20 protein-coding genes are annotated in these 26,107 nt (G+C 65.9%); 10 read left to right on the top strand and 10 right to left on the bottom strand.

The genetic code is table 11. The annotated features are described in order from the left end of the window. Positions 1-86 precede the first annotated feature (86 nt). From ACJ7C5_RS08910 to ACJ7C5_RS08900, 3 genes are all read right to left on the bottom strand, one after another. On the bottom strand, positions 87-2,618 hold the full coding sequence (locus ACJ7C5_RS08910) for a methyl-accepting chemotaxis protein (protein ID WP_412703687.1): 2,532 nt from the start codon (positions 2,616-2,618) through the stop codon (positions 87-89). A 210-nt stretch (positions 2,619-2,828) separates the two neighbouring features. Further along, positions 2,829-3,722, bottom strand: a complete 894-nt coding sequence (locus ACJ7C5_RS08905; RefSeq protein ID WP_412703686.1) for an NAD-dependent epimerase/dehydratase family protein — start codon at positions 3,720-3,722, stop codon at positions 2,829-2,831. Between the two features lie 98 nt (positions 3,723-3,820). Then, complete coding sequence (locus tag ACJ7C5_RS08900; protein ID WP_412703685.1) at positions 3,821-4,732, bottom strand: S41 family peptidase; 912 nt, start codon at positions 4,730-4,732, stop codon at positions 3,821-3,823. Positions 4,733-4,782: 50 nt separating this feature from the next. Between ACJ7C5_RS08900 and ACJ7C5_RS08895 the strand changes: the two genes are divergently transcribed. Next, entirely contained in the window at positions 4,783-5,247 is a 465-nt protein-coding gene (locus ACJ7C5_RS08895) for a MarR family winged helix-turn-helix transcriptional regulator (RefSeq protein ID WP_088027316.1), read from the top strand. 5 nt (positions 5,248-5,252) lie between these two features. On the opposite strand, the gene ACJ7C5_RS08890 is transcribed toward ACJ7C5_RS08895, so the two are convergent. Then, the gene (locus ACJ7C5_RS08890; protein ID WP_097049625.1) at positions 5,253-6,737 is read right to left on the bottom strand and encodes a DUF4434 domain-containing protein; all 1,485 of its coding nucleotides are present in this window, start codon (positions 6,735-6,737) and stop codon (positions 5,253-5,255) included. A gap of 207 nt (positions 6,738-6,944) precedes the next feature. On the opposite strand from ACJ7C5_RS08890, the gene ACJ7C5_RS08885 reads away from it, so the two are divergent. The 3 genes from ACJ7C5_RS08885 to ACJ7C5_RS08875 all read left to right on the top strand — a co-directional run bounded on the left by ACJ7C5_RS08885 (position 6,945) and on the right by ACJ7C5_RS08875 (position 9,308). Next, positions 6,945-8,201 (top strand): M24 family metallopeptidase, encoded by a 1,257-nt coding sequence (locus ACJ7C5_RS08885; protein ID WP_412703684.1) that lies wholly within the window; start codon positions 6,945-6,947, stop codon positions 8,199-8,201. After that, complete coding sequence (locus ACJ7C5_RS08880) at positions 8,194-8,868, top strand: CerR family C-terminal domain-containing protein (protein WP_088027321.1); 675 nt, start codon at positions 8,194-8,196, stop codon at positions 8,866-8,868. The genes ACJ7C5_RS08885 and ACJ7C5_RS08880 overlap by 8 nt, the downstream gene beginning before the upstream one ends. 134 nt (positions 8,869-9,002) lie before the next feature. Continuing rightward, the gene (locus ACJ7C5_RS08875) at positions 9,003-9,308 is read left to right on the top strand and encodes a KGG domain-containing protein (RefSeq protein ID WP_049449091.1); all 306 of its coding nucleotides are present in this window, start codon (positions 9,003-9,005) and stop codon (positions 9,306-9,308) included. Positions 9,309-9,318: 10 nt separating this feature from the next. On the opposite strand, the gene ACJ7C5_RS08870 is transcribed toward ACJ7C5_RS08875, so the two are convergent. Next, positions 9,319-10,791, bottom strand: a complete 1,473-nt coding sequence (locus ACJ7C5_RS08870) for an MFS transporter (RefSeq protein WP_412703683.1) — start codon at positions 10,789-10,791, stop codon at positions 9,319-9,321. Between the two features lie 126 nt (positions 10,792-10,917). Here ACJ7C5_RS08870 and ACJ7C5_RS08865 point away from each other — a divergent pair, with 126 nt between their 5' ends. Further along, entirely contained in the window at positions 10,918-11,547 is a 630-nt protein-coding gene (locus ACJ7C5_RS08865) for a TetR/AcrR family transcriptional regulator (protein WP_097049623.1), read from the top strand. A gap of 15 nt (positions 11,548-11,562) precedes the next feature. Here ACJ7C5_RS08865 and ACJ7C5_RS08860 read toward each other — a convergent pair whose 3' ends face one another. Next, positions 11,563-11,913 (bottom strand): VOC family protein, encoded by a 351-nt coding sequence (locus ACJ7C5_RS08860; RefSeq protein WP_412703682.1) that lies wholly within the window; start codon positions 11,911-11,913, stop codon positions 11,563-11,565. 122 nt (positions 11,914-12,035) lie between these two features. Continuing rightward, positions 12,036-12,236, bottom strand: coding sequence for a hypothetical protein (locus ACJ7C5_RS08855; RefSeq protein ID WP_049449083.1), 201 nt, complete (start codon positions 12,234-12,236; stop codon positions 12,036-12,038). Positions 12,237-12,424: 188 nt separating this feature from the next. Here ACJ7C5_RS08855 and ACJ7C5_RS08850 point away from each other — a divergent pair, with 188 nt between their 5' ends. Further along, positions 12,425-15,817, top strand: a complete 3,393-nt coding sequence (locus ACJ7C5_RS08850; RefSeq protein ID WP_412703681.1) for an autotransporter domain-containing protein — start codon at positions 12,425-12,427, stop codon at positions 15,815-15,817. Positions 15,818-15,888: 71 nt separating this feature from the next. Here the strand turns inward: ACJ7C5_RS08850 and cml are convergent, their stop codons facing one another. Beyond that, complete coding sequence (gene cml / locus ACJ7C5_RS08845) at positions 15,889-17,076, bottom strand: CmlA/FloR family chloramphenicol efflux MFS transporter (RefSeq protein WP_412703680.1); 1,188 nt, start codon at positions 17,074-17,076, stop codon at positions 15,889-15,891. A gap of 198 nt (positions 17,077-17,274) precedes the next feature. Continuing rightward, on the bottom strand, positions 17,275-18,180 hold the full coding sequence (locus ACJ7C5_RS08840) for a LysR family transcriptional regulator (protein ID WP_412703679.1): 906 nt from the start codon (positions 18,178-18,180) through the stop codon (positions 17,275-17,277). A gap of 106 nt (positions 18,181-18,286) precedes the next feature. Here ACJ7C5_RS08840 and ACJ7C5_RS08835 point away from each other — a divergent pair, with 106 nt between their 5' ends. Genes ACJ7C5_RS08835 through ACJ7C5_RS08825 form a run of 3 tightly spaced genes read left to right on the top strand, consistent with a single transcriptional unit; the run spans position 18,287 to position 21,962 of the window. Next, positions 18,287-19,822, top strand: a complete 1,536-nt coding sequence (locus tag ACJ7C5_RS08835; protein ID WP_412703678.1) for an MFS transporter — start codon at positions 18,287-18,289, stop codon at positions 19,820-19,822. Continuing rightward, positions 19,813-20,241, top strand: a complete 429-nt coding sequence (locus ACJ7C5_RS08830) for a hypothetical protein (protein ID WP_412703677.1) — start codon at positions 19,813-19,815, stop codon at positions 20,239-20,241. The genes ACJ7C5_RS08835 and ACJ7C5_RS08830 overlap by 10 nt, the downstream gene beginning before the upstream one ends. Positions 20,242-20,264: 23 nt before the next feature. After that, positions 20,265-21,962: a peptidoglycan D,D-transpeptidase FtsI family protein gene (locus tag ACJ7C5_RS08825; RefSeq protein ID WP_412703676.1), complete on the top strand. Its 1,698-nt coding sequence runs from the start codon at positions 20,265-20,267 to the stop codon at positions 21,960-21,962. A gap of 84 nt (positions 21,963-22,046) precedes the next feature. On the opposite strand, the gene ACJ7C5_RS08820 is transcribed toward ACJ7C5_RS08825, so the two are convergent. Then, positions 22,047-22,499 carry a PA2169 family four-helix-bundle protein gene (locus tag ACJ7C5_RS08820; protein WP_005419568.1) on the bottom strand — a complete coding sequence of 151 codons (453 nt, stop codon included), beginning with the start codon at positions 22,497-22,499 and terminating at the stop codon, positions 22,047-22,049. 555 nt (positions 22,500-23,054) lie between these two features. On the opposite strand from ACJ7C5_RS08820, the gene ACJ7C5_RS08815 reads away from it, so the two are divergent. Then, positions 23,055-25,889 carry a TonB-dependent receptor gene (locus ACJ7C5_RS08815; protein WP_412703675.1) on the top strand — a complete coding sequence of 945 codons (2,835 nt, stop codon included), beginning with the start codon at positions 23,055-23,057 and terminating at the stop codon, positions 25,887-25,889. Positions 25,890-26,107 lie beyond the last annotated feature (218 nt).

Below are 26,107 nucleotides of genomic sequence, written 5' to 3'. Positions count from 1 at the left end.
TTACCGGACCTGACTCCGGCGCACCGATGAGCAGAAACGACGACGCCCGGCCTTGGCCGGGCGTCTTCATGTGCGCATGCCTGGTTTCAGGCCGCGCGGCGTGCCGCGGCTACCGGCTCGGCCTGCAAACGGAAGCGCGAAACCGCCACCGCCAGCTGCTCGGCCTGTTCTTCCATCGCGCGCGCGGCAGCACTGGCTTCCTCCACCAGCGCGGCGTTCTGCTGGGTGGTTTCGTCCATCTGCACCACGGTCTGGTTGACCTGCTCGATGCCGGCCGACTGTTCGCGTGACGCGGCCGAGATCTCGGCCATGATCTCGTTGACCCGCCCGACCTGACCGACGATCTCCTGCATGGTGCGGCCCGCGCCGTGCACCAGCTGCGCACCGGCGCCGACCTGCGCCACCGAGGCGTCGATCAGCTCTTTGATCTCCTTGGCCGCACCTGCCGAGCGCTGCGCCAGTGCGCGCACTTCACTGGCCACCACGGCAAAGCCACGGCCCTGTTCGCCGGCACGCGCCGCTTCCACCGCCGCGTTCAACGCCAGGATGTTGGTCTGGAACGCAATGCCATCGATCACCGAGATGATCTCGGCGATGCGCTGCGAAGACGCCTCGATCTGCTCCATGGTGTGCACCACCTGGCTGACCACCTGGCCGCCTTCGCTGGCCACGCCCGCCGCGGATCCGGCCAGGCTGTTGGCCTGCAGCGCGTGATCGGCATTCTGGCGCACGGTGGAGGTCAGTTCCTCCATCGAGGCGGCGGTTTCTTCCAGGTTGGCGGCCTGCTGCTCGGTACGCCGCGACAGATCGCTGTTACCGGCGGCGATCTCACCGGCGGCCAGGCGGATGCTGGCCGCCGACTGCTGGATCTGCCCGACGATCTGGGTCAAGTGCTGCACGGTGCTGTTGGCATCGTCGCGCATCACCGCGAATACCCCGTGGAAGTCGCCCTGCATGCGCGCGCTGAGGTCGCCTGCGGCGATCGCACGCAGCAGCGTCGACAGTGCAGCCAGGTTGTGGTCGCTGACCTGCATCATCGTGTTCAGGGTCTCCACCATGCGGCGGAAATCGTGGTCGAAGCGCAGTGCATCACCGCGCACGGCGAAATCACCGGCAGCGGCAGCAGCGGCCAGCTGCTGGATCTGCTCGTTGATCGCGGCCAGGTTGCTCTTGGTGGTCGCCATCGCGGCAGTGAATACCGCCTTCTCACCCGGCAGCGCTTCCATGTCCACGCTGAGGTCGCCCACGGCATAGCGCTGCATCACTTCAACCAGGCGCTGGGTGACCGCATTGCTGGACGCCACCAGCTGGTTGCTGTCGGCCACCATGCGGCCGTACTCGCCCGGGAACGCTGCAGCGTCCATCCGGTAGCTGAGTTCACCGGCATCGTGGCGGCGCGCCATTTCAGCCTGCGCGGCCATCACCGACTGCAGCTGGCCGCGCATGCCCTGCATCGCGTCCAGCAGGCGCCCCACTTCGTCGTTGCTGCGTGCCGGCAACGTGCTGTCCAGCTTGCCGGCGGCGACGTCGCCGGCCACGCGCACTGCTTCGGCCAGCGGGCGGATCGCCAGGCGACGCAGCAGTACATAGACACCGGCGCTGAGGGTCAGCGCGGCGATCACGCCGACCAGCAGGGTCAGCCACAGCAGCTGGCGTGCTTCAGACACGATCACCGCATGCGGCATCACCACGCCCAGCGCGAAGCGTTGCGGGGCGTCGCCCACGCGCAGCGGCACATACACGCGCACGTTGCCGGCCGCATCGGGGCTGAAGGCCTCGAACGGACGGTCGGCGGCGATGTCGGCCAGCATGCTGCGGGTCAGGGCATCGTTGCGCGGCTTGCCGATTTCGGCGGCATTGGCCGAAGCCAGCACCACGCCCTTCGGCGACAGCAGTTCGACGCGGCCAGCCCCCATCGGCTTCAATGTGGCCAGGTGCTTCTGCAACGCTGCCAGCGAGAAGTCCACGGTGAACACGCCCAGGAACCTGCCGTTCTCGATGATCGGCGTGCTCAGCGTACTCATCAGCACCTGCTGCCCGGCGATGTCATAGGCATAGGGCTCGCTGACCTTCGGCAGCTTGTCGCGGCTGGGCACCATGTACCAGTCACCGGAACCGCTGGCGGTCTCGGTGTAGTCGGTCATCTGTGACTGCTGCGGCTTGCCGTCGTGCCAGGCCCAGTAGCTCATGTAGCGACCGGTGGCGTCGTGCGCTTCGGTGTTGACGAACTCGGCGTCCTTGCCGTCGAAGGCATCGGCCTCCCACATGGTGCTCTTGCCCAGCCATTCTGAATGGGTGCGCAACTGCTCGCCGAGCACCGCCGCCAGGCTGGCGCGATCGGGCACGTCACCGCGCGCGCGCTGGGCCAGCACGGTCTCGACCATGGCGTCATTGCTGGCGAAGGCAGTGCCCAGATCAGCCGCGACCTGGCGCGCTTCAGCGTTGGCCTCGCTGGTCATGGTCTGGCGCGAGGCGCTGATCAGACTGGCGCTGGCCTGTCGGTAGATCAGGAATGCGGTCAGGCCGAAGCACAGCAGTGCGATCACGGCGGTGCCCAGCATCAACTTGTGGGCGATGCTGCCCGGGCGGCGGGCAGCGGCGGAACGGGAAGAAGACATGGAAGGGTCCGCAAGGCAGTTCAGGACGACCGGCACCGCGAAGGCACCGCGCAGGCGCGCGATCCGTCGCGCAGGCCACCGGCCGCCGGGTCGGGCCCGGCGCTGGAAGCGCACAGGGTTAGCGGCCGTCTGCGAACGAGGTTGAGGCGGTCCGTCTGCACATTCCTGAACCTGCTCAGGGTCGGGTCAGGAACCCGCCCTAATGCCGCCCTATTCGGCCACGCGGTCCTTGATCCATTCCGCCCGCGGCAGTACTTCGATGCTGCCAGCGGCGTACTGCTGCAGGACATCGTCCGGGCCAAAGCGCGGCTGCCAGCCCAGTGCGCTGCGCATCCGTGCACTGTCGTAGACGCGGTCGATGCTCAACGGCAGCGGCCAGCCACGGCGCTCGAACTCGGCCAGCAGCTGTGGGGCGCGGCGGGCCAGCACCCTGCGCGGCTGGGTGGCCAGTTCCAGGCAGTCTTCGCGCAGGAACGGCGTCGGTGCGCAGGCAATGTAGCGTGCGAAGGCAGCGCCCTCATCGTGCAGCAGCGCGGCATGTGCGCTGGCCACGTCGCGCGCGTCGATGCCGCGGTGCAAGCGGAACATCGCCATCCGCTCCGGTGGCTCGGGGAAGCAGCGAGCCATGCGCAGCACGCGCACGCTGAAGCCCGGCGCCGCAGCGGCTTCAGCCAACGCCTCTGCCTGCAGCTTGCTGCGATGGTAGATGGTGCGCGGCAGGGGTTCGGTGTCCTCATCGATCCAGCGGCAGCCGCCGGCCACCACCGCGTGACCATAGAGGGCGGTGGTGCTGGTCAGTACGAAGCGGCGTGCACCTGCCTCGCGGGCAGCCTGCAACAGGTGCGCGGTCGCCTCCACATTGATCTGCTGGAATACCGCATCCGGCACCAGGCCGACGTGCGGGGCGTGCAGCGCCGCAGTATGGATGACCGCGCCGACGCCCTGCACCGCCCGCGTGACCGCCTGACGATCGGTGACATCGGCAATGATGCGCGTAGTGGCGAACGGACTGCGGTCCAGCCCCACCACTTCATGGGCCGCCGCCAGCGCGCCGAAGATCGCGCGTCCGATCCGCCCGGAACTGCCGGTCAACAGAATCTTCATTGAGTCCATTCACTCGAAGCGCCCGGGAACTACCGGGATGCTTCGATTCTAGGCATGCAGCAGCACATCTGCGATAGGACCGCCTTGCAGGCATGCGTTCATCCTGACGACTTTTTCGGGGCCAGCAGCTGCCGCGCGATGAACAGCGGATCATCACCGCCCGGCGTATCAGGCATGACACCGGTCCTTTCCCAGTTGCCGCCGGTGCGCAGATTGATCGGCTGCCGGTCCGGAATGCTGATCTGATAGCCATCCGGCAGCAGCACAGGATCATCGAACATATGTGCGGCGCCGCCACTGCGGCTGCCGACGATGCGCGCGCGCCCCTCTGCCTGCAGCGAGTACGCGACAAATTCGGCAGCCGATCCGGTGCGGCGGTCAATCAGGATCACCAACGGCTTCAGGTACGGCGGAAGGCCCGCTGGCGGCAGTGGCACGGGGGTACGCCGTCCACGTTGCTCCAGCACCTGCACTGCGGTCACACCGGGCTCCAGCAGGGTGCGCACCAGCAGGTCCGCACTGCCATCATCGCCACCTCCGTTCTGGCGCAGGTCGAGCACCAGGCCATCGGTGTCGGCCAGCAGGGTGAAGGCCGCGGCCAGCTTCGGCCGGGCCAGATCGAGCGGATAGAAGGTGCTCAGCCGCAGGTAGCCGATGTTGCCTTCCAGCACCCTCACCTCGCGCACGCCCGCACCATTGCTGCGCGCATCCGCGCGCCAGGCCATCAGCCAGTCGTCCTGGCCGGCGCTGGCATCCACCCGCTCGACATGGAAGTGGCCATCGAACACGTCCAGGTCCTGGTTCAGGCGTGCGCTGAAAGTCTTCGGGTCCGCGCAGCTGTCCACATAGCGCTGCTGGCTGGACCAGCCGCGCACCGCCTCGGCAATGCGCGCGCCTTCGGCCACGTCCAGGTACTGCGCCTCTATCGCCGTGGCCGCCGCCTGCAGCACCGCGTCCTGGGCCGGGCAGGACGTCGCCAGCAGCGCGCCCAGCATCCACGAAACCGCCATGACCGCACCCCACGTTGATGATATGTAAGTACTTATATATCATCACCACCATGGATCTCCAACACGCCACCCTGGGAACGCTGCTGCGGGCCCTGCTCGACCAGCTCGACCCGGCGGTCGAACAGGCCTACCGCGACCTGAAGCTGGACTACCGGCCGCGCTACACCCCGGTACTGCGCACGCTGATGGCGCAAGGCCCCTGCCGCATCAAGGACCTCGCACTGGCCTGCGGGCTCAGCCATTCGGCGCTCAGCCAGACGGTTTCAGCAATGGTGCGCGACGGCTGGCTGCACGCTGCGGTCGGTGAAGACAGCCGTGAGCGCATCCTGCAGTTGAGCCCGCGCGCACTGCAGGCGTTGCCGGCGCTGCAGGCGCAGTGGCAGGCCACGGCTCGCGCGGCGCGCAGCCTCGATGCCGATCTTGGGCAGTCGTTGGAGCAGGTGCTGCGCGACGCACTGCAGGCGCTTGAGCAGCGGCCGTTCGCACAGCGACTGCACGACGCACGCCAACGCTGAGGCGCCTACTGCTCGGCCGCCATCTCGATTTCACTGAGGAAGGTCCAGCTGCCATTGGCCAACCGCAGCTCCAGCGTGCGGCACTGCGCGGCCAGCGGCGCGGCATTGCCCAGCACGTATTCCTCTTCGGTCGAACCGCTCAGCCCGGCCTGGGTGAATGGCGCCGACAGCACGCCGATGCTGGTTGCGGCAGTGCCCGGCTCAGCGCACATCACCTCCACCGACGTCGGCGTGACGATACCCCACGCCGGGCGGGTCATCGTATGCAGGCCGATCCAGTCCACCCGCCGACGCTGGCCCAGGTCGATGGTGATGCTGACGTTGCCGTGCACGCCCACCCAGCCGGCATCCATCGGATTGCGCGGATCCCCCACGCGGCGATCGAACAGCTCGTGACCGCTGCTGTCCGGATAGTTCGCATCCGGCGCCACGCTGTAGCTGTAGGTGGTCTGCACCGGATCGACACTGTAGGACGCACCGAGGCCATACAACCCGCGATAGGTGTTCATCAGCCGCGGCGATTCGCCATAGCCCTGGCCGGGGCCGACCACCTCGGACATGTGGTACTGGTTGAGCCAGGCAACGCGCTTGCCGGCCGAGCGCGCACTCCACAACTGCTGGTTGATGCGCTGTACCGAGGCCGGGCGATAGGCGCCGGACAGTCCGTTGCCGGTGTCCAGGAACAAGGGACTGCCATGGTTGAAAAGTTCGATGTCGGCCCACAGGCCGCTGGCACCCAGCGCCGCCGACAGCGCCTCGTAATACGCCTCGGTGGAATGACCCGCGCGATCCCACTGGAACAGTCGCGCATGCGAGGCGGCACCGATGCCGTCCTGCCAGATCTGCACGTCCACCCCGGTGGCGGTGCGGAACTGTGCAGCAGCCCGGCCCACGCTGGCCGGATCAACGCTGGATGATGCCAGGTAGGGCGCGACCATCACCGGCCGCGAGGGTGTGCTGCCTTTGAGCGCCGTCACGACCGCACGGTAGAACGGTGCGCGATCAGCCGGCACCTGTGCCGGCTCGTCGGTGATGTACCAGCCCGCGAACGCCGGATGCGATCCGTACTGCTGGCCAAGCTGGGCCAACGACTGCGCCGCATCCTGTGCCACGGCCGTTGCGTTCTGGCCTTGCCAGAAAGTGGCGCACTGCCCCGAGCTGTAGGTGGTGCCGACCACGACCTTCATGCCGCGCGCGGCTGCCGCGTCGAGCACGGTGCCGAGCTTGCCGGGAAAGCCGGCAATCCATTCGAAATCCTGCACGCCGCTGGCGCACCCCACGCCAGCACGGGTGGCACGCACTTGGCCGAGGATGATCGTGTCGTTGCCCAGGTCCTGCAGTTCATCCAGGAACAGCGGCAACTGCGTGGCCGGCAGTTGTTCGTCGGTGGCCGAATAGCCGACGTGGACAAAGCTGCCGGACAACAGGGGGCTGGCCGCATGGACGGGGGCGGCACAGGCCAGCAATGCGATCAATCCAATCCTGTTCATGTTCTACATCCTTGTTGTGGCCAGACAGGTGGCGTTGTTGCGCATCCTATCAACAGTGGCGGTGGCCCCATCACGATGATCGGCAACGCTGCGCAATCGCCGACTTCAGCTGCCCCCGCAGCAGCGCACATGCAATGCCGATTCAAGCGGTTGATTCATTCATCTGCGTGATCGAGCCTGCGCGCTCCTTCCCCTGGAGTACTCCTCATGCGCATGCCGCCCGCACCACTGAGCCTGATGGAACGCGACCGCCGCTGGGCCCTGGCCCGCGACATCATGGCCAGTGAACGACTCGATGCCCTGGTTGTGCATGGCGACCGAGAAGCCGCTGCACCGGCCGGCTTTTCGCCGGACTGCTACTTCACCAATGACCGGCCCGGCTCGATCGTGGTGTTCGTCGGCGACCAGCCGCCCCGGGTATTCACCTTTGCCTCGCTGATGATTGCCGACCACCTGCAGGCCGGCCTGCGCGGCGACCTGCAGTGGATCGCACCCGAACAGCTGTGGGTGGGCAAATCCGGGCAGGAGGTGGGCCGCTGGCTGCAGCAGTGTGGCCTGCACTCGGCACGTATCGGCGTGCTGGGGCTGGAGCCCTATCCGCCGTTCTACTTCGACGGCGCGATGCCTGCTCGCACCCTGCTGGGCATGCAGGCGGCAGTGCCGGGCGCGGAATTCGTACCGGTGTATCGTGCGTTCTTCCAGCGCGCCTCGGTAAAGAGCCAGGAAGAACTGGCGCTGATCGCGCATGCCGCCTGGATCGGTGAATCCATGAGCGAGGCGCTGCGTGCCACTGCTCGCCCCGGTGTTTCCGAAGCCGAACTGGTTGCCGCAGTGACCGCCACCTGTTTCTCGCTGGGGGGCTATACCGCCGAGGTGCTGCTCGGCTCGGGTCCCGAGTATGTAGGCTGGGGACCACCCGCCTGGCAGTACCGTGCACAGCTGCCGCGCATCCTGCGCGATGGTGACCTGGTGTTGTCGGAGATCTTCGCACTGTACGGACTGATGGAAACCCAGCATCAGGCCGCGGTGGCCGTCGGCGAGGTGCACGAGGACATCCATCGCGCCGCCGCCGTCGCCCGCAGCAGCTACGAAGCAGGCCTGTCTGCACTGCGCGTGGGCAATACCTTCGGCGATGTCGTCGACGCGATGGAAGCGCCCCTGCTGGAGGCGGGCGGCTGGCACGTGCATCCGTTGGTCCACAGCCTCAACCCCTATGGACCGATTGGCTTCGGCCGTGCACCAGGCATCGAAGCACTGCCGGAGGCCGCGCGCTATGCGCACATCGCGCCGCTGCCGACCGTCGGGCGCGAACTGCCCTTGCAGGCTGGCATGTGCTTCGCCTTCGAACCGAACTGTGCATTCGGGCGGCACATGGCCAACATCGGCGGTACGGTCATCGTCGGCGCGGACGCGGGTACCGCGCTCAATGAAAACTCGACACGGCTGATGCAGGCCGATGCCTGAGTTCATCGCCCATCTGCAGACACCGGCACGACGGCGCGCGGCCGAGACGCGCAGCGGGCAGACCCGAGGCCGACTGCTGCACGCGGGGCTGCAGCTGTTCAGCGCATTCGGTGTGGAGGGTGTACGTACCCGCCAACTGGTGGACATGGCCGGCTGCAGCCAGTCAGCCATTCCGTATCACTTCGGCGGCAAGCAGGAACTGTATGCCGCCGTGCTGCAGCGCTGTGCCCAAGCCATTGCCGAACGACTGCCGCTGCCGGCAGCACCGCCGACTGGCGCGCGGCAGGCCACGCAGCAGCTGCAACAGTTGATGCGGGCATTTGTCCATGCCTTGCTGTCGGCACCGGATGCGGGTCCACGCACGCTGCTGTTGGCGCGCGAACAGATCCAACCAACGGCCGCGTTCGCCAGCGCCCACCGTACGCTGTTCGAACCCCTGCACACCACGCTGGACGCGTGCGTGGCGCGCCTGCGCGGCAGCGAACCATCCGGCGTCGAGACGGTGCTGCGCACCCACGCCCTGCTTGGCCAGGCGATCGTCTTCGCCGTCTCCCATGGGGCGCTGCAGGCGCGATTGAACCAGGGAGCCCCCTTGGCAGACGTGGAGACGATCGCGGCGGTGGTCAGCGGCATGGCGCTGGCTGCAGCGAAGGCAGCACCCGCCTGAATGGCTGCGTGATCAGCCGCGTGCGCAGGGCGCGTGAAAATCGTGGCGAAGATGGCGACCTGGACTTAGCGTGCGATGGCCAAGCATGGATCCCGTCGTCTACGAGGCGGCGTCCACACTGCAGGAGATTTCACATGACTGAGCAGAACCCGCGCAGCTCCAACCGGGGCTTCGCATCAATGGACCAGGACAAGCAGCGCGCGATCGCTGCCAAGGGCGGGCGCGCCGCGCACGCCTCCGGCAACGCGCACGAATTCAGTCCGGCCGAAGCACGTGTCGCAGGCCGCAAGGGCGGCGAGGCGATCAGCCGCAACCGCCAGCACATGGCCGCGATCGGTCGTGAAGGTGGACACGCTCGCCACGCCAATGCGCGCCAGCAGCAACAGCAGCAACAGGAGACCGAACGCACGACAGAGGGCCCGCAACGCCAGCAGGGCTGAATGCCGCGCGTCAGGCCGGTGCGCGCTGCCGATACAGACCCAGCGCCACAAGCAGGGCCAGCGCACCGGCCACCGCCATCGCCCAGCCGAAACCACTGGCCATCGCACTGCGATACCACGCCAGCATCTGCGGCGTGGCGTGCATCGAGCTCGGTTGCAGGATCATTTCGCGCGCCTGTGCCACCAGCCCCCGCTGCCCGGCCGCCTGTGCGGAAGTGGCGAACTGTTGTACGGCGCGCTGGCCCATCAGGCTGCCCAGCAGCGCGATGCCCAGACTCATACCTGCCTGGCGTAATGCGTTCATCGTGGCTGAGGCAATACCCGCGCGCTCGACCGGCGCGCTGGCCATGACCGCCATGCCGGTCGCCGGCACTGCCAGTCCCATTCCAATGCCAAGCAGCACCAGCAGAACACTGGCAAAAGCGCGCGAAGTAGCCGGTTCGAACGTGGCCATCGCACACAGCGCCGCCCCTACCAGGGCGTAGCCCAGCACCAGCGCGGCATGCAGCCCCAGGTGGGCGACCAGACGACCGAACAACAGCGAGACGACACCCATCAGCAGGAACTGCGGAACCAACTGTGCCCCTGCCAGGGCTGCGCTATGCCCCTGCGCCTGCTGGAAGAACAGTGACAGGAAGAACAGGCTCGCGTAGGCGGTGAAACCCAGCACGAACGATGCCAGGTTGAGCATGCCGAAGCGACGGTCGGCAAACAGGTCCAGCGGCAGCAGTGGGCGTGCTATCCGGCGTTCGACGATGCCGAACAGGAACAACCCGGCAGCTGCCACGCCCAACGCCAGCAGCGTCACCGGCGCCAACAGGCCGTGCTCGCCGATCGCGATCAGGCCGTAACTCAGCGCACCCAGCGCGACCATGCTGAGCAGCTGTCCGGCAGGATCCAGTGCGGCATGCTCTGGATGCCGCCGCTCGGGAATCCCCCAGGCACCGAGCATGAGCGCGAGCAGGCCCAGCGGCAGGTTGATCAGGAAGATGCTGGGCCATCCGGCGCGCTGCACCAGCACCCCACCCAGCAACGGCCCAAGCACCAGGGCCAACGCACTGAACGCCGACCAGCCACCGATCGCCCGCGCGCGCTGGCGCGGATCCGGGAATGCATGGCTGAGAATCGGCATCGCGCTGGGAATCAGCAACGCGCCCGCGATGCCCTGCACTGCGCGTCCAGCCACCAGGGTCGCAAGATTGCCGGCACAGGCGCAGAGCAACGAACCTAGAGTGAAGGTGGCGACGCTGATCAACCACATCCGCCGATGACCGTAACGATCCCCGAGCGGCCCCGCCGACAGCATCAGCGCCGACAACGCGATCGCATACGCATTGATCACCCATTGCAGGCCGGCCATGTCGGTATTCAACGCCTGCTGCAGAGTCGGTAGCGCGACGTTGACGATGCTGATGTCCAGCGAGGCGAGAAACGTGCCGAGGTAGGCGGCCAGCACCAGAGCCGGACGTTGGAAACGTTGCATGTATGGATCCCGGGGGAGGACGTGCGCGCATCGTAGCCACTGACTGACCGTCGGTCAATGACTGGCGGTCAGTCAATGCCGAAGGACAGCTAGAATGGCCATCGTCGCACCCGGACCTTGCCCACCATGCAGACCCCAGCTGTCGCCAGGCCTCGCACCAAGCCCGCAGAAACCCGCCAGGAAGAACTGATGGACGCCGCGCAGGCGCTGTTCCTGTCGCAAGGCGTGGACGCCACCACCATCAGCGACATCGTCGCCGCGGCTGATGTGGCCAAGGGCACCTTCTATACCTATTTCGCCTCGCGCACCGAGATCCTGCAGGCACTGGCGCAGCGCTACACCCAGCGTTTCATGGAAGACGTCGACCGCGCCGTGCAGCAGTACCCGACCCGCGATGGCGTGGCGCGCCTGCGTGCCTGGATCCGCGCCAATATCGAGCTCTACGTGCGCACCCACGCGCTGCACGATGTGGTGTACGCCAACCATCACCACCACCAGCGTGGCAACGCCGAACGCAACGCAATCCAGCAGCAACTGTTGGCCATCCTCGACGCCGGCATCGCCGATGGGCTTTGGCAGTTGCCCGCGCCGCAGGTCACCGCCTCACTGATCTATGCCGGCGTGCACGGCGCCACCGACGACCTGATCGCCGCACCAGCGCAGGATGCCGAAGCCTTCATCGGCGCCGTGGTGGACGATTGCCTGCGCATGGTCGGCGTGTCGCCAGCCCCGAAGCGAGCCGGCACGCGACGCTGAAGTCCTCGCCGCTGCTCAGGAATGGGCGAGGATGTTCAACAACCGGCCGAACGGATCGCGGACGAAGAAGCGGCGCACACCCCAGGGTTCGTCGACCGGGCCGTACTCCAGCACAACGCCGGCCGCGCGCAGGCGGTCCAGCACCTCCTGCAGATTGTCCACTTCGATCGACAGGTCCGGCACTGCGGTGCCGGAACCTCCTTCACTGGCGAAGCTGACCTGCGCCAGCGCGCTGCCCTGCCCGCCATGAGTGACGATCCAGCCGTGATCCATCACCACCGGCATGCCGAGCAGCTCGCCGTAGAAGGCAGCAGCCCTTTGCGGCTCCGCCGTGGCGATGTTGGCGACAACACGTTTGACGGCCATGGCACTCCTCTGCCCATGAAGACATGCCGAGACTACCGTATCGCTGCCGGCATCCTCGATTGAAACAGAAGAGCCCCGTCGATGACGGGGCTCCACGGAACGCAACGCTCAAACGGCGCGACTCACACGCCCATGCACAGATCGACCACGCAGGTGTTGTACGCCTGCTGGCATTCACCGGCATCGGCACCACTGGCCAGGCACATCTGGTAAGCCCGCCAGCACGGCTTGTCGCAGGGCTCGACCGGCCCTGCCACCGCCACCGAACCGGTACATGCCAGCGCGAACACAGCCCCTGCGATCACTTTCCTGAAAACTCGCATTGCATCACTCCCTGATAGGCCTGGTGAGCCCAGGTTGGGTCACGGTAGCGGGACCGCCGGGAGACGAAGTGAATGCTCATGTCACGAAACCTTAACTCGTTCATTAAATTATCTTCACGCAACTGGGGGTGATCGGCGCGCTGCGGGGTTAACGGCCTTTGATGTCCGTCAATCAAGGAAGTTGTCTGATGAATCACCCGCTGTATGGCCGTTCGTCCCGCTCCCGTTCTCCGATGCACAGCCGCCTGGCACTGGCGGTCACTAGCACATTGCTGCTTGCCAGCACGCTGCCCGCCATGGCCAACGACTCATTCGAGGCCTGGCAGCAACAGCGCCAGCTACAGGCTGCGTGGGCGCAGCCCACACCACTGGCGAGTTCATCGACCGGCGCGAACCTGTCGGCCGCAACACCCGTAGCAGCAGCCAGTACCACGTCGATTCTCGGTAAGCCAGGTGATCCGGCCAGCTGGCGCACGAACGAGTTCAATGCCGACTGGGGCTTGGCCGCAACCAACGCGGACCATGCCTATGCGCGCGGCCTGACGGGCACCGGCATCCGCCTCGGCGTGTTCGACAGTGGCACCGGTCTTGACCACCCGGAGTTCGCGGGAAAGAACCATCGCAGCCTCCACATCGCCGACCTTCTGGCCGACGGTTCGCACTGCACCAACACCACACAGCTCACCGGCCCCGGCGCCTGCTTCTCCAGCGATGGCGACGACGTGCAGGTGAGCTACGTCGGCTTCAACGCCAACGTCCCACAGAACATTCGCGACCTGATCATGGCGGGCCCCTATGTTCAGCCCGGCATCGGCTTTGAAGTACACGGCACCCATGTGGCCGGCACCATCGCCGCCAACCGCGATGGCAATGGTATGCATGGGGTCGCCTTCGGGGCGGATCTCAGCGTCGCCCGCCTGTTCTTCAACAGCGCCAGCGAATGGCAGCGAACGGCGACCGGCTACTCGGTGGTCTCACTCGGTAGCGTTGGCCCCGATTCGTCCGCCGTGGTCGACATGTACGCCCAGATGAACGCCCAGGGCGTGCGCGCGGTCAACCATAGCTGGGGCCTGAGCAAAGAGCCCAATGCGGTACAGATGGATCAGATCTACAACGATCCGGATGATCGCGACTACCTCGCCACCTATGCCGACGGATCCCGCGCCAATGGCATGATCCAGGTTTGGGCAGCAGGAAATTCGCCTGCACGTGATGTTGCGGCTCCCGTATCGGCCAGCCCGATAGCCGGCATGTACGCCACCCTTCCGCGTGCCTTCGCTGACATTGAGAAGTACTGGCTCAGTGTCGTCAACGTCGGCCAGGATTTCACGCTCAGCCTGACCTCCAACAAGTGCGGCCTCAGCGCCAACTGGTGCCTGGCCGCTCCCGGCTCAGGCATCAACTCCACCGTCTATGGCGATGACTCCGCCGTGGCGGCGGCGCTGGGCGTGGATGCCAACGGTAATCTGTCGCTTGACGTCACCCAGCGCGTGCCGACATACAGCTACGGACTGCTCAGCGGCACCTCGATGGCCGCACCGCACGTCACCGGTGCGCTGGGCCTGTTGTTCGAACGCTTCCCCTATCTGGACAGCGCGCAGGTCCGCGACGTGCTGCTGACCACCGCGCGCGATCTGGGCGCGCCGGGCATCGATGAGATCTACGGCTGGGGCCTGATGGACCTGCGCAAGGCCATCGAAGGCTACGGTTCGCTGCGCGTGGATACCAACGTGGTGATGAACCAGAAGGCCGGTGGCCTGAAGGTGTGGGAAGGCGATGCCTGGGATGACTGGACCAACGACATCGGTGGCCCCGGCAAGTTGACCAAGTCCGGCATCGGCTGGCTGCGCCTGAGCGGCGACAACACCTTCAACGGCGCAGTGCTGCAGGACGGCACGCTGGAATTGAACGGTGCCAACACGCTCACGTCAGCGATCGAGGTCCAGGGTGGCCAGTTCCTGCTCAACGGCAGCCTGGTCTCCACCGCGCTGAACACCACCGGGGGCGTGAGCACGGTCAGCGCCAGCGGCCTGCTGAAGGACAGCAACCTGACCGTCAACGGTGGCGTCGTGTCCTTCAACGGCACGCAGACTGGCGGCACCACCACGGTCGGTGCCAACGGCCTGCTGAAGGGTGTCGGTACGCTGGGCAACACCCGCGTGGACGGCATCATCGCGCCCGGCAACTCCATCGGCACATTGACCATCAATGGCGACTACGTGCAGGGCGCAACCGGTGTCTATGCGGCCGAACTCGCGCCGGGCGGGCGCAGTGACCAGCTGCACGTGACCGGCACCGCCACCCTCGGCGGCACCCTGGTCGCACTGCCGGAGCCGGGCACCTACTACCTCGGCGAGCAGTTCAACTTCATCCGCGCCGATGGCGGCGTCAGCGGCCAGTTCGCCAAAACCGACTTCAGTGCCTTCTCGCCGTTCCTGCAGTTCAGCCTGGCTTACGGTGCCAATGGCACCCGTATCGACGTGGCCCGTGGCGCCTCGCTGGCCAGTGCCGCCACCACGCCGAATCAACGCGCGGTGGCCGGCGCCGCTGACGTGCTGGCGATCAACCAGGGCCTGCCCAAGCCGCTGACGCAGCTGTTCCCGCAACAGCTCGGTGGCGTGCTCGACGGCCTCAGCGGCGAGCTGCATCCGGCCACGGCGCTGGCCCTGGTCGAGGGCAGCCGCTATGTGCGCGATGCCGCACTGTCACGTCGTGCCGGCGCCACCGCACCCGGTGCTGATGCGGGCGATGCCACGGGCGCATGGGTGCAGGCCCTGGGCGGCAACAGCAAGCTGGATGGCAACGCCAACACCGCCCGCACCGAAGCCAACAGCAACGGCCTGCTGGTCGGTATCGACCGCGAGTTCTCCGGCTGGCAGGTCGGTGTGCTGGCCGGCACCGGCCGCACCGATGTGAAGCAGCAGGACCGCCGCGCCAAGTCGAAGATCGACAACACGCACTTCGGTGCCTACGCCAGCCATACCTGGGGCGGCTTCGGCCTGCGCGGCGGCCTGGCCTGGAGCAAGCACGAGGTGAAGAGCACACGCGATGTGGCCTTCGCGGGCTTCAGCGACAGCCTGAGCGCACGCTACGACGCCCGCACCCGCCAGGCCTTCATCGAAGCCGGCTACCGTTTCGGTGGCCCGGAAGCCGGGCTGGAGCCGTACCTGCAGGTCGCGCGCGTGGAGGTGGATCTGAAGCAGATCACCGAACGCGGCGGCGCGGCGGCCCTGCACGGCAAGGTGGACGACACCGGCACCACGGTCGCCACTGCGGGCGTGCGCTTCGACAAGGGCCTGAAGGCATCGTTCCAGCAGGACAGCTGGTTGCACCTGCGTGGCGGTGTCGGCTACCGCCGTGCCTCGGGTGATCGCAGCCAGGTGGCCAACCTGGCTTTCGCCAACAGCAGCACCACCTTCGCGGTCGAGGGTGCTCCGATTGCCGACAACGCCGTAGTGGCCGAACTGGGCCTGTCCGCGTGGCTGACACCGCGGCAGCAGTTGGAGCTGGGCTACAGCGGCCAGTACGGCAGCGAGAGCCGCGACCACAGTGCGAACGTGCGCTGGTCGGTGCGCTTCTAGTACCACGCACATGATCGCTTGACGGGTTGGGGCGGCCTCATGGCCGCCCCTTTTTTATTCACTGCCCAAGGCTATGCGCGGCACCGCAACGCCGCCACCGCAATCAGACTGGCAAGTGGCAACAGCAGGCCATAGGCCACCAGCGGCCACACCGTGTCCCCCGGCAACAACACGGTAGCCAGTGTCCCGAAGCCGGCCACGATCACGCTCTGTACGGCGTAGTAAAGCGCCACCGCCGTACCCGACGCATCGGCGAAATCACGCAACGCGCCATTGGCGGCCACCGAGACCACCATCACCAGCCCCACCGCAATGCCCCACATGGGCAGCACGACGCTGGCAAATGACAGTGGCAACACCGCACCGAGCGCCATCAGCAGCACACCCGCCACCATCACGCAGAGGCCGCGCAGGAAAGTGCCGCGTACCGCCCAGCGTGCAATGAACCGCTTCGCCACGCGCGAAGTGAGGATCATCACCAGCGCCACGGTCGCGAACGCCAGGCTGAACGTGATCTGCGAGTACTGCATGCGTTCGACCAGCACGCGCGGTGCAATCGAGAAGAACACGAAGAACGTACCCATTGCCGCACTGAATCCCAGCGTGTATGCCCAGAAGGCGCCACTGCGAAGCATCCTCTGCAGTGCTGATCTCGCTTCTGCACCAGATGCTGGGCGGCTTTCCTGCCACTGGCGTTGCGCGCGCAGGCCGGCGACCGCGCCAAGCACGCCCAGAAGCACGAAGATCGCACGCCAGCCCGCTGCCGTTGCCACCAGTGCCCCCAGCATCGGCCCCAGCGCCGGCACGAAGGCCAGCATCGAGGCGAACAGCCCATACAGCGACGCGCCTTCGGGTGTATCGGCATACACATCACGCACCGTGGCAAAGGTCGCCACCAATGCCGCCGACGCTCCCACCGCCTGCACGGTGCGCCAGGCCAGGAATGCCCCGCCACTGCTGGACAGCGCCAACGCAAACGACGCGACGGTGAACAGCAATGCACCCAGCAGCAGTACCGGCCGCCGCCCGATGCGATCGGACAACGGGCCGAACAGCAGTTGGCCGATGCCGAGCACCAGCATGTAGATGCTCAGCGTCAATTGCACCAGCGTGGGCGATGCGCCCAACGCGCTGGGCATCAAGGGCACTACGGGAAGATAGATGTCCATGGCCAGCGAGGCCAGGAGGTCGAACGGCGCCATCAGCGCAATGGCCGATGGCAGGGTATGGCCCCAACGCGGGGCCTGACGATTGAACATGGGGAATCTCCGCCCAGAGTGAATCCGGCGGTGATCCATCCACCTCGCATGCATCGCAGGGGTGATCACCGCAACAACGTCTGCATCGTTGTTGCGGCTCAGCGAACTGTCTGCGGACCGTTCCCGTTGTTCATGATGTCCATCGAATGCGAATGCAGGTGGCGCAAGTGTAGCAATCGTCCATCTGCCGCGCGGCCTTCAGGCCAGGGGCAGCATGTCGATGCGCCTGCACGGTGTTTCCTTCACCTGCTCGATCAGCCGCCGCACCACAGGCGAGGTCTCCCCACGCCGGTACTGCACGGCGATGGTCGAGACGATGGTGGGACCGGCCAGTGGCAGATAGATCATCCCGGGCAGCACCAGCGTGCGTTGCAGCACCGATGGCACGATCGCCACCGAACCGACGCCGACCGACACCTCGGCCAACACCGCAGCAAGATGCCCGGGCTGGGAACGGATACGCGGAATGAAACCGCCGCGGCGCCCGACTTCCATTGCGCCCACCGGCTGCTCCGGCATGACAAAGCCCTCCCGGGCCAATGATGCCGGCTGTACCGGCGCCCCGGCCTGCGCCAGCGGATGGGTTTCTGGCAGGGCCACGCAGAACTGGTCTTCGACCAGGGTGTGTTCGCCGAAACTGTCGGGTACATCCATCGGAGGCCGGCAGAACACCACATCTACCCGTCCTTCCTGCAGCAGCTGCGGGAGCTCGCCCATCGGCCATTCGCTCACCTGCAGCTCCACGCCCGGGTAGCGGCTGCGGAACCGGCTGAGCTGATCCTGCAACGCGCCGGCATACAGCGCCGAGCCGACGTAACCGATCTCGATCTTGCCGATCTCACCCCGCCCCGCGCGCCGGCCCAGGGTCTCGGCCTGTTCGAACCGGCGCAGCACATCGCGGGCTTCCGCCAGGAACACCTCGCCTGCGGAGGTCAGCAGCACTTCGCGCCGGCTGCGGTCGAACAGGCGCGTGCCGAGCCGACGCTCGATGTCCTGGATCTGCACGCTCAGCGTGGGAGTGGCGATCCCCAGGCGCAGGGCCGCACGACCGAAGTGCAGTTCCTCGGCCAAGGTGACGAAGTACTCCAGGTGACGGCGTTCCATGGGCGGCATTTCGTTAGGTTCAAGCTAACGTAACCAGAAAACACCGAGAATGAAACAAACACCGATCATTGCTGGAATGGCCGTCCTCCCTTCCTGCGAGTGACCGGTGCCGCCCTCCCCTCCCTCTTCGCCTGCACGGCACACGCTGCCTGACGCGGTCCTGCTGGTGGCCTCTCTGGGCTGCACGATGACCGTGCTGGAGACCAATGCCGTAGCGGTCGCACTGCCCAGCATCGCGCGTGACCTGCACGCCGGATTCGCCGATATCGAGTGGGTGATCAGTGCCTACATCCTGTCCTTTACCTCACTGCTGCTGCCCGCCGGAGCTGTCGCCGACCGCTACGGCCGTCGCCGGGTGCTGCTGATCGGCATCAGCCTGTTCGCCCTCACCTCTCTGCTCTGTGCACTGGCGCCCGGTGCTGCCCTGCTCTACCTGGCACGGGCACTGCAGGGCATCGGTGCTGCGTTCCTGCTGGCGCCCTCGCTGTCGATCATCGGCCACACCTACCACCAGGGGGCCGCCAAAGACACTGCATGGGCGTTCTGGGGCACAGCCATGGGCGTGATGATGGTGCTCTCACCACTGATCGGCGGCCTGTTGTCCGCGCTCTGGGGCTGGCGCGCGGTGTTCATCGCGATCCTTCCGTTCCTGGCCCTGCTCGGCTACGGCACGCTGCGCTGGATACCCGAGTCGTCCGACAGCGTGGTCCGCCCGCTCGATCCACCCGGCATCATCACGTTCAGCGCTGCCATCTTCGGCATCGTGTTCTTCCTCGTGGAAGGACTGGCAAAAGGTTGGTCATCGGCGCCGGCGCTGAGCGGGCTGGGCCTGGCCATCATCATGGCCGCCGCCTTCGTCATCGTTGAACGGGCACGGTCACACCCCATGGTCGATCTCGGGCTGCTGGCCAGCCCGCGTTTCGTCGGCGCACTCATTGCCATGGTTGGCTATTCGGTCAGCGCACAGGTGATGGCGTCGATGCTGCCGCAGTACCTGCAGAATGGCGTCGGCCTGAGTGTATTGGCTGCGGGTGCCGGCATGCTTCCGTTCGCCGCGGCGATGCTGCTGTTTCCCAGCGTGGGCCGGCGGCTCGGTCGCCACCTGACCAGTCCGGCCGTGCTGGCGATCGGGCTGTCGATCACTGCCGCAGGCAATGCCGTGGCCGGACTGGCCGCGTGGCAGCGTCTGCCGTGGCTGGCACTCGCCGCAATGGTGGTGATCGGTGCCGGCGGCGGCATCCTCAATGGCGAGACGTCCAAGGCCATCATCGGCGCAGCGCCACGCGAGCGGGCCGGCATGGCCTCCGGCATCAGCGCGACCACGCGCTTTGTCGGCATCCTGCTCGGATTCACTGTGTTGTCCAGTGCCTTGAGCCTGGGCATCCGCAGCGCACTGTCCGCTGCGGTTCCCGCGCGCGATGTGCTGCCCATGGCCGATGCGATCGCCACCGGCACCTTCGCCGACGCACGCACCGCCGCCTTCGCGCAGGCGATCTACAGCCACGGATTTGCCAGTGCACTGTGGACGTCGGCCATCGCCGCGCTGCTGGCCAGCCTTGCGGTGCTGCTGCTGGGCCGTAGCCGGTCTGCGGCGAAAGCATCGTCCCTCCCGCAACTCCCGGAATCGCGCGCATGCGACTGAACCTCTCCCTGATCCTGTTGCTGTTCGCCATGCCGTTGGCCACCACTGGTGCGGCATCGTCCAATCTCCCCGTAGAGCCGCCACGCGCAGCGCTGCTCAACCAGATCGACCAGGGCATGGCGAATGCCGTGGCCTGGGAGTACGCGTTCAATGCCATCGCTTCCTGCGATGTCGCACGGATCGACCACACCCTGCGCAACCAGCGCGACAGCCATCCCGTGCAGGTCCAGCCGCTGTTGGATGCAGGCTACACCGCGACCTATCGCACGGCCGAACCCTATCCGGCCCTGCAGGACCAGCTGGCCATGCTGCGCGATGCCGAGATCGCCTGCATGGCTGTTGCCGATGGCCGCAGCCACGCCAATGTCATCGACCGTGCTTCCGCACTGCTGGCCTACATCGCCGGGCAACCGCTGTAGCTCTTGTTTCGATGTCCCATCGCATGCGCCCCACCACCATGGCGCCACGCCGCACGCGTGCCCATGGCTTCCGCCGCCGCTACCGCCTGACCTGTGCCGCACTGGCCGTACTGGCGGGCCTGCTGCTGGCGCGGGCCGCCGACGTCCAGATCGTCCATCACCACTTCTACCTGCACCAGGCCGAAGCACGGATGCTCCGCCACCATCCGCTGCGCGCACATCGCGGTACGCTGTACGACCGCCACGGCATCGTCATTGCCGGATCGGCTCCCGTGGCATCGCTGTGGATCGACCCGCGCGCCTTCTTCGAGGCATCAGGTTCAGTCGAGCAGCTGGCCTCGTTACTGGATGCCGATGCGGCGGTGCTGACCAGACTGCTGGCGCGCAACCGGCAACGACGTTTCGTCTATCTGCCTGGCTTCCGTCGCGGCGATCCCGCCCGCCTTGAAGCACTGCAGGCCAGGGCGCCGATCGGAGTCCATCTGCAGCAGGAGTTCAAACGCTTCTACCCACAGTCGGAACTGTTCGCGCAGACCGTCGGCGTCACCGATATTGAAGGCCATGGCCTTGAAGGCCTTGAGCGCCTGTTCGACGCGCGCCTGAGCGGACAGGCCGGCTACCGTGACGTCATCATCGATCGCAAGGGCCGCCCGGTCGAGCTGCGCGACCGCGGCCGTCCGGCGCGTCCCGGCGAGGACATCGTGCTGTCGCTGGACAGCCGTATGCAGCACATCCTCCACGCAGGACTGGGGCCGGCGGTACAACGCCACGGCGCAGCTGCCGCCAGCATCGTGGTGCTGGAAGTCGGCACCGGCCAGATCCTGGCGATGGCCAACTGGCCCACCTACAACAGCAATGCACCCGGTACCGGCGCCGCCGATGCACGCCGCAACCGTGCAGCGACCGATGTGTTCGAGCCTGGCAGCACGGTGAAACCCTTCACCGTCGCTGCGGCGCTCGAGGCCGGTGTTATCACGTCTGCCAGCATGTTCGACACCCACCCAGGCTGGATCCGCAATGGTCGCTTCACGACCCGTGATTATCGGGATCTGGGCGTACTGGATACCACCGAGGTCCTGAAGAAAAGCTCCAACGTGGGCATCTCGTTGATTTCGCACCGCCTGAGCCGGGAACAGCTGCACGCGATGTTTACGGCGCTGGGCGCCGGGCATGTCTCGGGGAGTGGATTCCCCGGCGAGCGCAACGGTGTACTGGCCGCCCCTGCTGAATGGAGTGGTACCAGCAAGCAGACCCTCGCCTACGGGTACGGGCTGTCGATGACCACGCTGCAGCTGGCCAATGCCTACGCAACGCTGGCCAACCATGGCCTGCGCGTGCAACCGACCTTCGAGCATGGTCGCGCAACGGTAGCGACCCGCGCCATGCCCGCAGATGTGGCCGATCAGGTACTCGCCATGATTGCCACCACCAGCGAGCCGGGTGGCACCGCCACGCGGGCACGCATCAGCGGGTATGCCATCGCTGGGAAGACCGGAACCGCGCGCAAGGCGGCCGCCGGCGGATACGCGCGCCACTACATGTCTCTGTTTGCGGGGGTCGTACCGGCGCAACATCCACGTTATGCGGTCGCCGTGGTGGTGGACGATCCCGATGCACAGCGCGGAGGCTACGGTGGCGGAGCCGTCGCCGCTCCCATCTTCAGCGAGCTGATGGGGCGGGTGATGCATCTGCAGGACATTGCACCTGATGTGCCACGCTGAGTGATGCACACGATCTCGAAGTTGGCCGGGGCAGCCTCGCTGCCCCGACCGTGGCGGCCCCGGGGAGAAGGCCGCCGATGATCGTCAGGCCGCCTTCATGGCGTGCTTTCGCGCACGCATCACGTTGTGGCACTCCTGCACTTCAGGCAGCAGCTGGGTGACTTCCTGGCGCACGGCCGGCGGCAGCTCGTTATCCTTCAGCACATCCTTGAACGCGCCAAGCAGACGGTCTTCGGACTCTTCCAGCTCGGCCACGTAACCATAGTTGGTGTCGCCGAATGCAGCACGCACCTTGCCGTAGAACTGCTGCATCGAGCCAACCACGGTACCGTGCTCGGCCGGCTTGCCGCCGCTGGCAGCAACCGAGCCACTCAGCGCGGCGACGATGCGGCCCTTGACGCCGGCAATGCGAGTGAACAGGGCCGACAATTCGGCATCCTTCACCTTGGTCGCAGCTTCCTCATAGAACGACTTTCCGTCCCGGGCAATCTCGATCAGGTCGTTGAGGCGGTGTTCGATGGTGGACTGGGTGCTCATGGAATCGCTCCTGTGTGCTCGATGGTCTATGGAGAATGACAGCGCGAGTGCGTTGCCTTCGAGACCACTGTGGAGGTTTGGATGTGCCGGCTGGGTGAGTACGAATTGATGCATGCATCACCACCCTCAACGCGTCCTGACTCCTTCATCCCATCGCATTGGCACGTTCACGGTACCTGAGCAGAACGCCCACGATTCACCAGGGGGCGATGACGATGATCAGCGTCACCAACAGTGCGATGGCAAGCACCAGCAACAGCACATGCCACTGTTTCCATGTGGGTTTAGGTTTCCCTGGGGTATTCATCGGATGTCTCCTGGAGTCTGTCATCGGGCCACAACCAGACTGAAGCAGAGCGCCCTCGGTTCACGTCGCGATCTCGTGCATGGCCTGTGCACGAGCGCTGTATCCGGCGCGCGACGATAACGCGTCCATAACGCAATCGAGATGTAAACGGAGTGTTAGGTTCCTTCCGATTCCGCAGAGCGGAGTTTCAGATCGGTTTCCACGCAGCGATGCACGAAACCCATTCAACTGGATTTGGAGAGAGCCAAATGCACCACAAGTACACCCTGCTTTCCCTGGCAGTAGGCACAGCCCTGACGGCCGCCTGGTCGCCGGCTGCGCATGCGCAGAATGACAGCGACAAGACGCCGAAGAACCTGGATCGGATCCAGGTGACCGGCTCGGCCATCCGCAGCGTGGATATCGAAACGCAGCAGCCGATCATCGCCATCACCCGCGCGATGATCGAACAGCAGGGCTTCACCACCATCGCCGACCTGCTGCAGAACCTGACCTCCACCGGCGCGCCGACCATTTCGCGTGCACGTGCGTTGGCATCGGGCGAGAATGTTGGTGGCTACTACGTCAATATCCGCAACCTGGGCGCTACGCGCACACTGGTGCTGGTCAATGGCAAGCGGTTGGGCGCCACTACCAGTGGCCTGCAGGACCTGAGCCAGATCCCCATGAGCGCGGTGGAACGCATCGACGTACTGAAGGACGGCGCATCCGCACTATACGGCTCGGATGCGATCGCCGGCGTGGTCAACATCATCACCCGCAAGAACTACGAAGGCCTGGAAGTGTCCATGCAGCATGGGCAGTTCAGCCAGGGCGATGGCAAGGACAGCACGTTCTCGCTGGTGACTGGCGCCCGCGGCGAACGCGGCGGTTACACCCTCGCACTGGAGTACCAGAAGTCGGACCCGGTGTCTGCCCGCGACCGCGAATTCTCCAGGTATGGCGGTGCCGGCCCCCACTATCCGGGCGCGGACTGGAGCAACATCAGCCAGAATGGTTCGTGGTGCGACCCCGCGCTCTACAAGTGCAACACCGGTGACGCCGTATTCAAGACCCTCAATCGGGGCGGCGATCCGAAGAACCCGAACGACTACCACCCGATCACCCCGGCCGAGTTCGCCAACGGCAACGACCAGATGCACCTGCAGACCGGCATCGAGCGCCGCTCGCTGTTCCTCAGCACCGACTACGCGCTGACCGACCAGATCACGTTCACCGCCGACATCGGCTACAACGAGCGCACCACCGACCAGCAGATCGCGGGCTATCCATACCAGTCCACCAAGTTCGGCACGCCCCTGGACGCGGCCAGCGTATTCAACCCGCTCGACCACAGCATCGCGTTCAATCGCCGCCTGTGGGAAGTGCCGCGCACGACCGAAAGCAAGCTGAAGTCGCTGCGGATTGCACCAAGCCTGTCCGGCTACTTCGAGCTGGGCACCAAGACGTACGACTGGGAAGTCGGCGCACTGTTCAACCGCAATGAAGTTACAAAAACAGGCCGTGGCGACATGAGCCTGATCGCTTCCCGGCAGGCATTGGGGCCCTCCTACCTCGACGCCAACGGTGTGGCCCGGTGTGGCACGGCGGCATCGCCGGTCTCGGGCTGCCTGGCCTGGAATCCTTTGCTGCCGTTCGGGGTCGCGGGGGCTGGCTCTCTCTCCGATCCCGAACTGCAGCGCTTCTTGTTCCCGACGTTCAACGATACCGGCATCACCAAGACCCGCAGCTACTTCGCCAACATCTCCGGCCCGGTGATCGAACTGCCTGCCGGTGACCTGTCCGTCGCCCTGGGATATCAGTACCGCAAGGAAGAAGGCCGCTTCGTGCCCGATGCCTTCGCCCAGTCACGGCAGAGCACGGCACTGGGAGCGTCGACCACCGCCGGTGACTACAGCCTCAACGAATTCTTCGCCGAAGTGAACGTGCCGATCCTGCGCGACCTGCCGTTCGCCAAGGAGCTGACCGTGAACCTGGCCACGCGCTACTCCGACTACAGCAACTTCGGCAGCACCACCAACTCCAAGGCCAGCTTCGCCTGGCGCCCGATCGAAGAGCTGATGATCCGCGGTACGTTCGCTGAGGGCTTCCGTGCGCCGAGTATTTCCGACCTGTATGGCGGCCTGGGCACCAGCTTCGAAACCTATGTCGACCCGTGCGGCATCGGCGCCACCAACAGCGTCAACGGCAACGCTGCCTGCAACGCTGCCGGCATCCCGCTGGGCTACCAGCAGCTGAACCAGAGTCTGAAGCCCTGCGCCAGCTATCCGTGCGCCACGCCTGACGAGTTCACCACCGGCTCCGATCCGAAGCTGCGCCCGGAAGAGTCCAAGAGCAAGACCGTGGGCGTGGTCTGGAGCCCGCGCTGGGTGGACGGGCTGGACATCAACCTGGACTGGTACAGCTACAAGATCACCAACATGATCATCCAGGACAGCGTCGACCGTATCCTGCGTGACTGCTACGTGCTCGGCAACGCGTCGCGCTGCGGCAGCGTCAAGCGCGCTGGCGATGGCCACATCACCAGCATGTTCTACGGCCTGGCCAATCTGGGCTCGATGGAAACCGAAGGTTGGGACCTGGGCATCCGCTACCGTCTGCCCGAGTTCTCGTTCGGCCGCTTCACCATCGACCTGCAGAACAGCTATATCTCCAAGTACGACGAGCAGAACCAGAATTCGGCCGGCGATACGATCATGATGGGCCGGATCGGCCAGCCGGGTATTTCCCGCCTGCGCTCGAACCTGGGCGTGAACTGGCAGCTCGGCAACTTCAGCACGCAGTACACCGTGCGCTACTACTCCGGCATGGTGGAAAACTGCGTACCAAACCGCCCTTGCACCCTGCCCGACCGCTACGCCTACGGTGAACCGGATGCCCTGCGCAAGGTCGGTTCAAATGCCTTCCACGACATCCAGGTCAGCTACAAGCTGCCGTGGGATGGCACCGTGGCGCTGGGTTCGAACAACGTGTTCAACCACCAGGGCCCGATCATGTTCTCCAAGCCGTCCAGCTCCTTCCCTTACTACGGCGGCTTCGATATCGGCCGCACCGTGTACGTGAAGTACTCGCAGCGCTTCTGACGGGCATGTCCGTGCACGTGGCCGGCGGAAGGGGAGTCCGCCGGCCACGATGCACACCGCCTCCACCCAATCTCCATTGTTCTTCGACGGAATCTCCAAGGTTCCCGGCAACACTGATGTCATGACGGCTGAGGAGCAGGACCGCATGGATTGCCACGCGCCCCGACACTGCACGCCCGTCTCCAGGTTCACCACTGAATGTGGAGGTGCGGCCGGGT

It is taken from the genome of Nocardiopsis yanglingensis, from assembly GCF_045809185.1.
Lineage (GTDB): Bacteria > Pseudomonadota > Gammaproteobacteria > Xanthomonadales > Xanthomonadaceae > Stenotrophomonas > Stenotrophomonas yanglingensis.
Note: the sequence above shows the minus strand (reverse complement) of the source record. Positions and strands in the feature narration are given on the sequence as shown.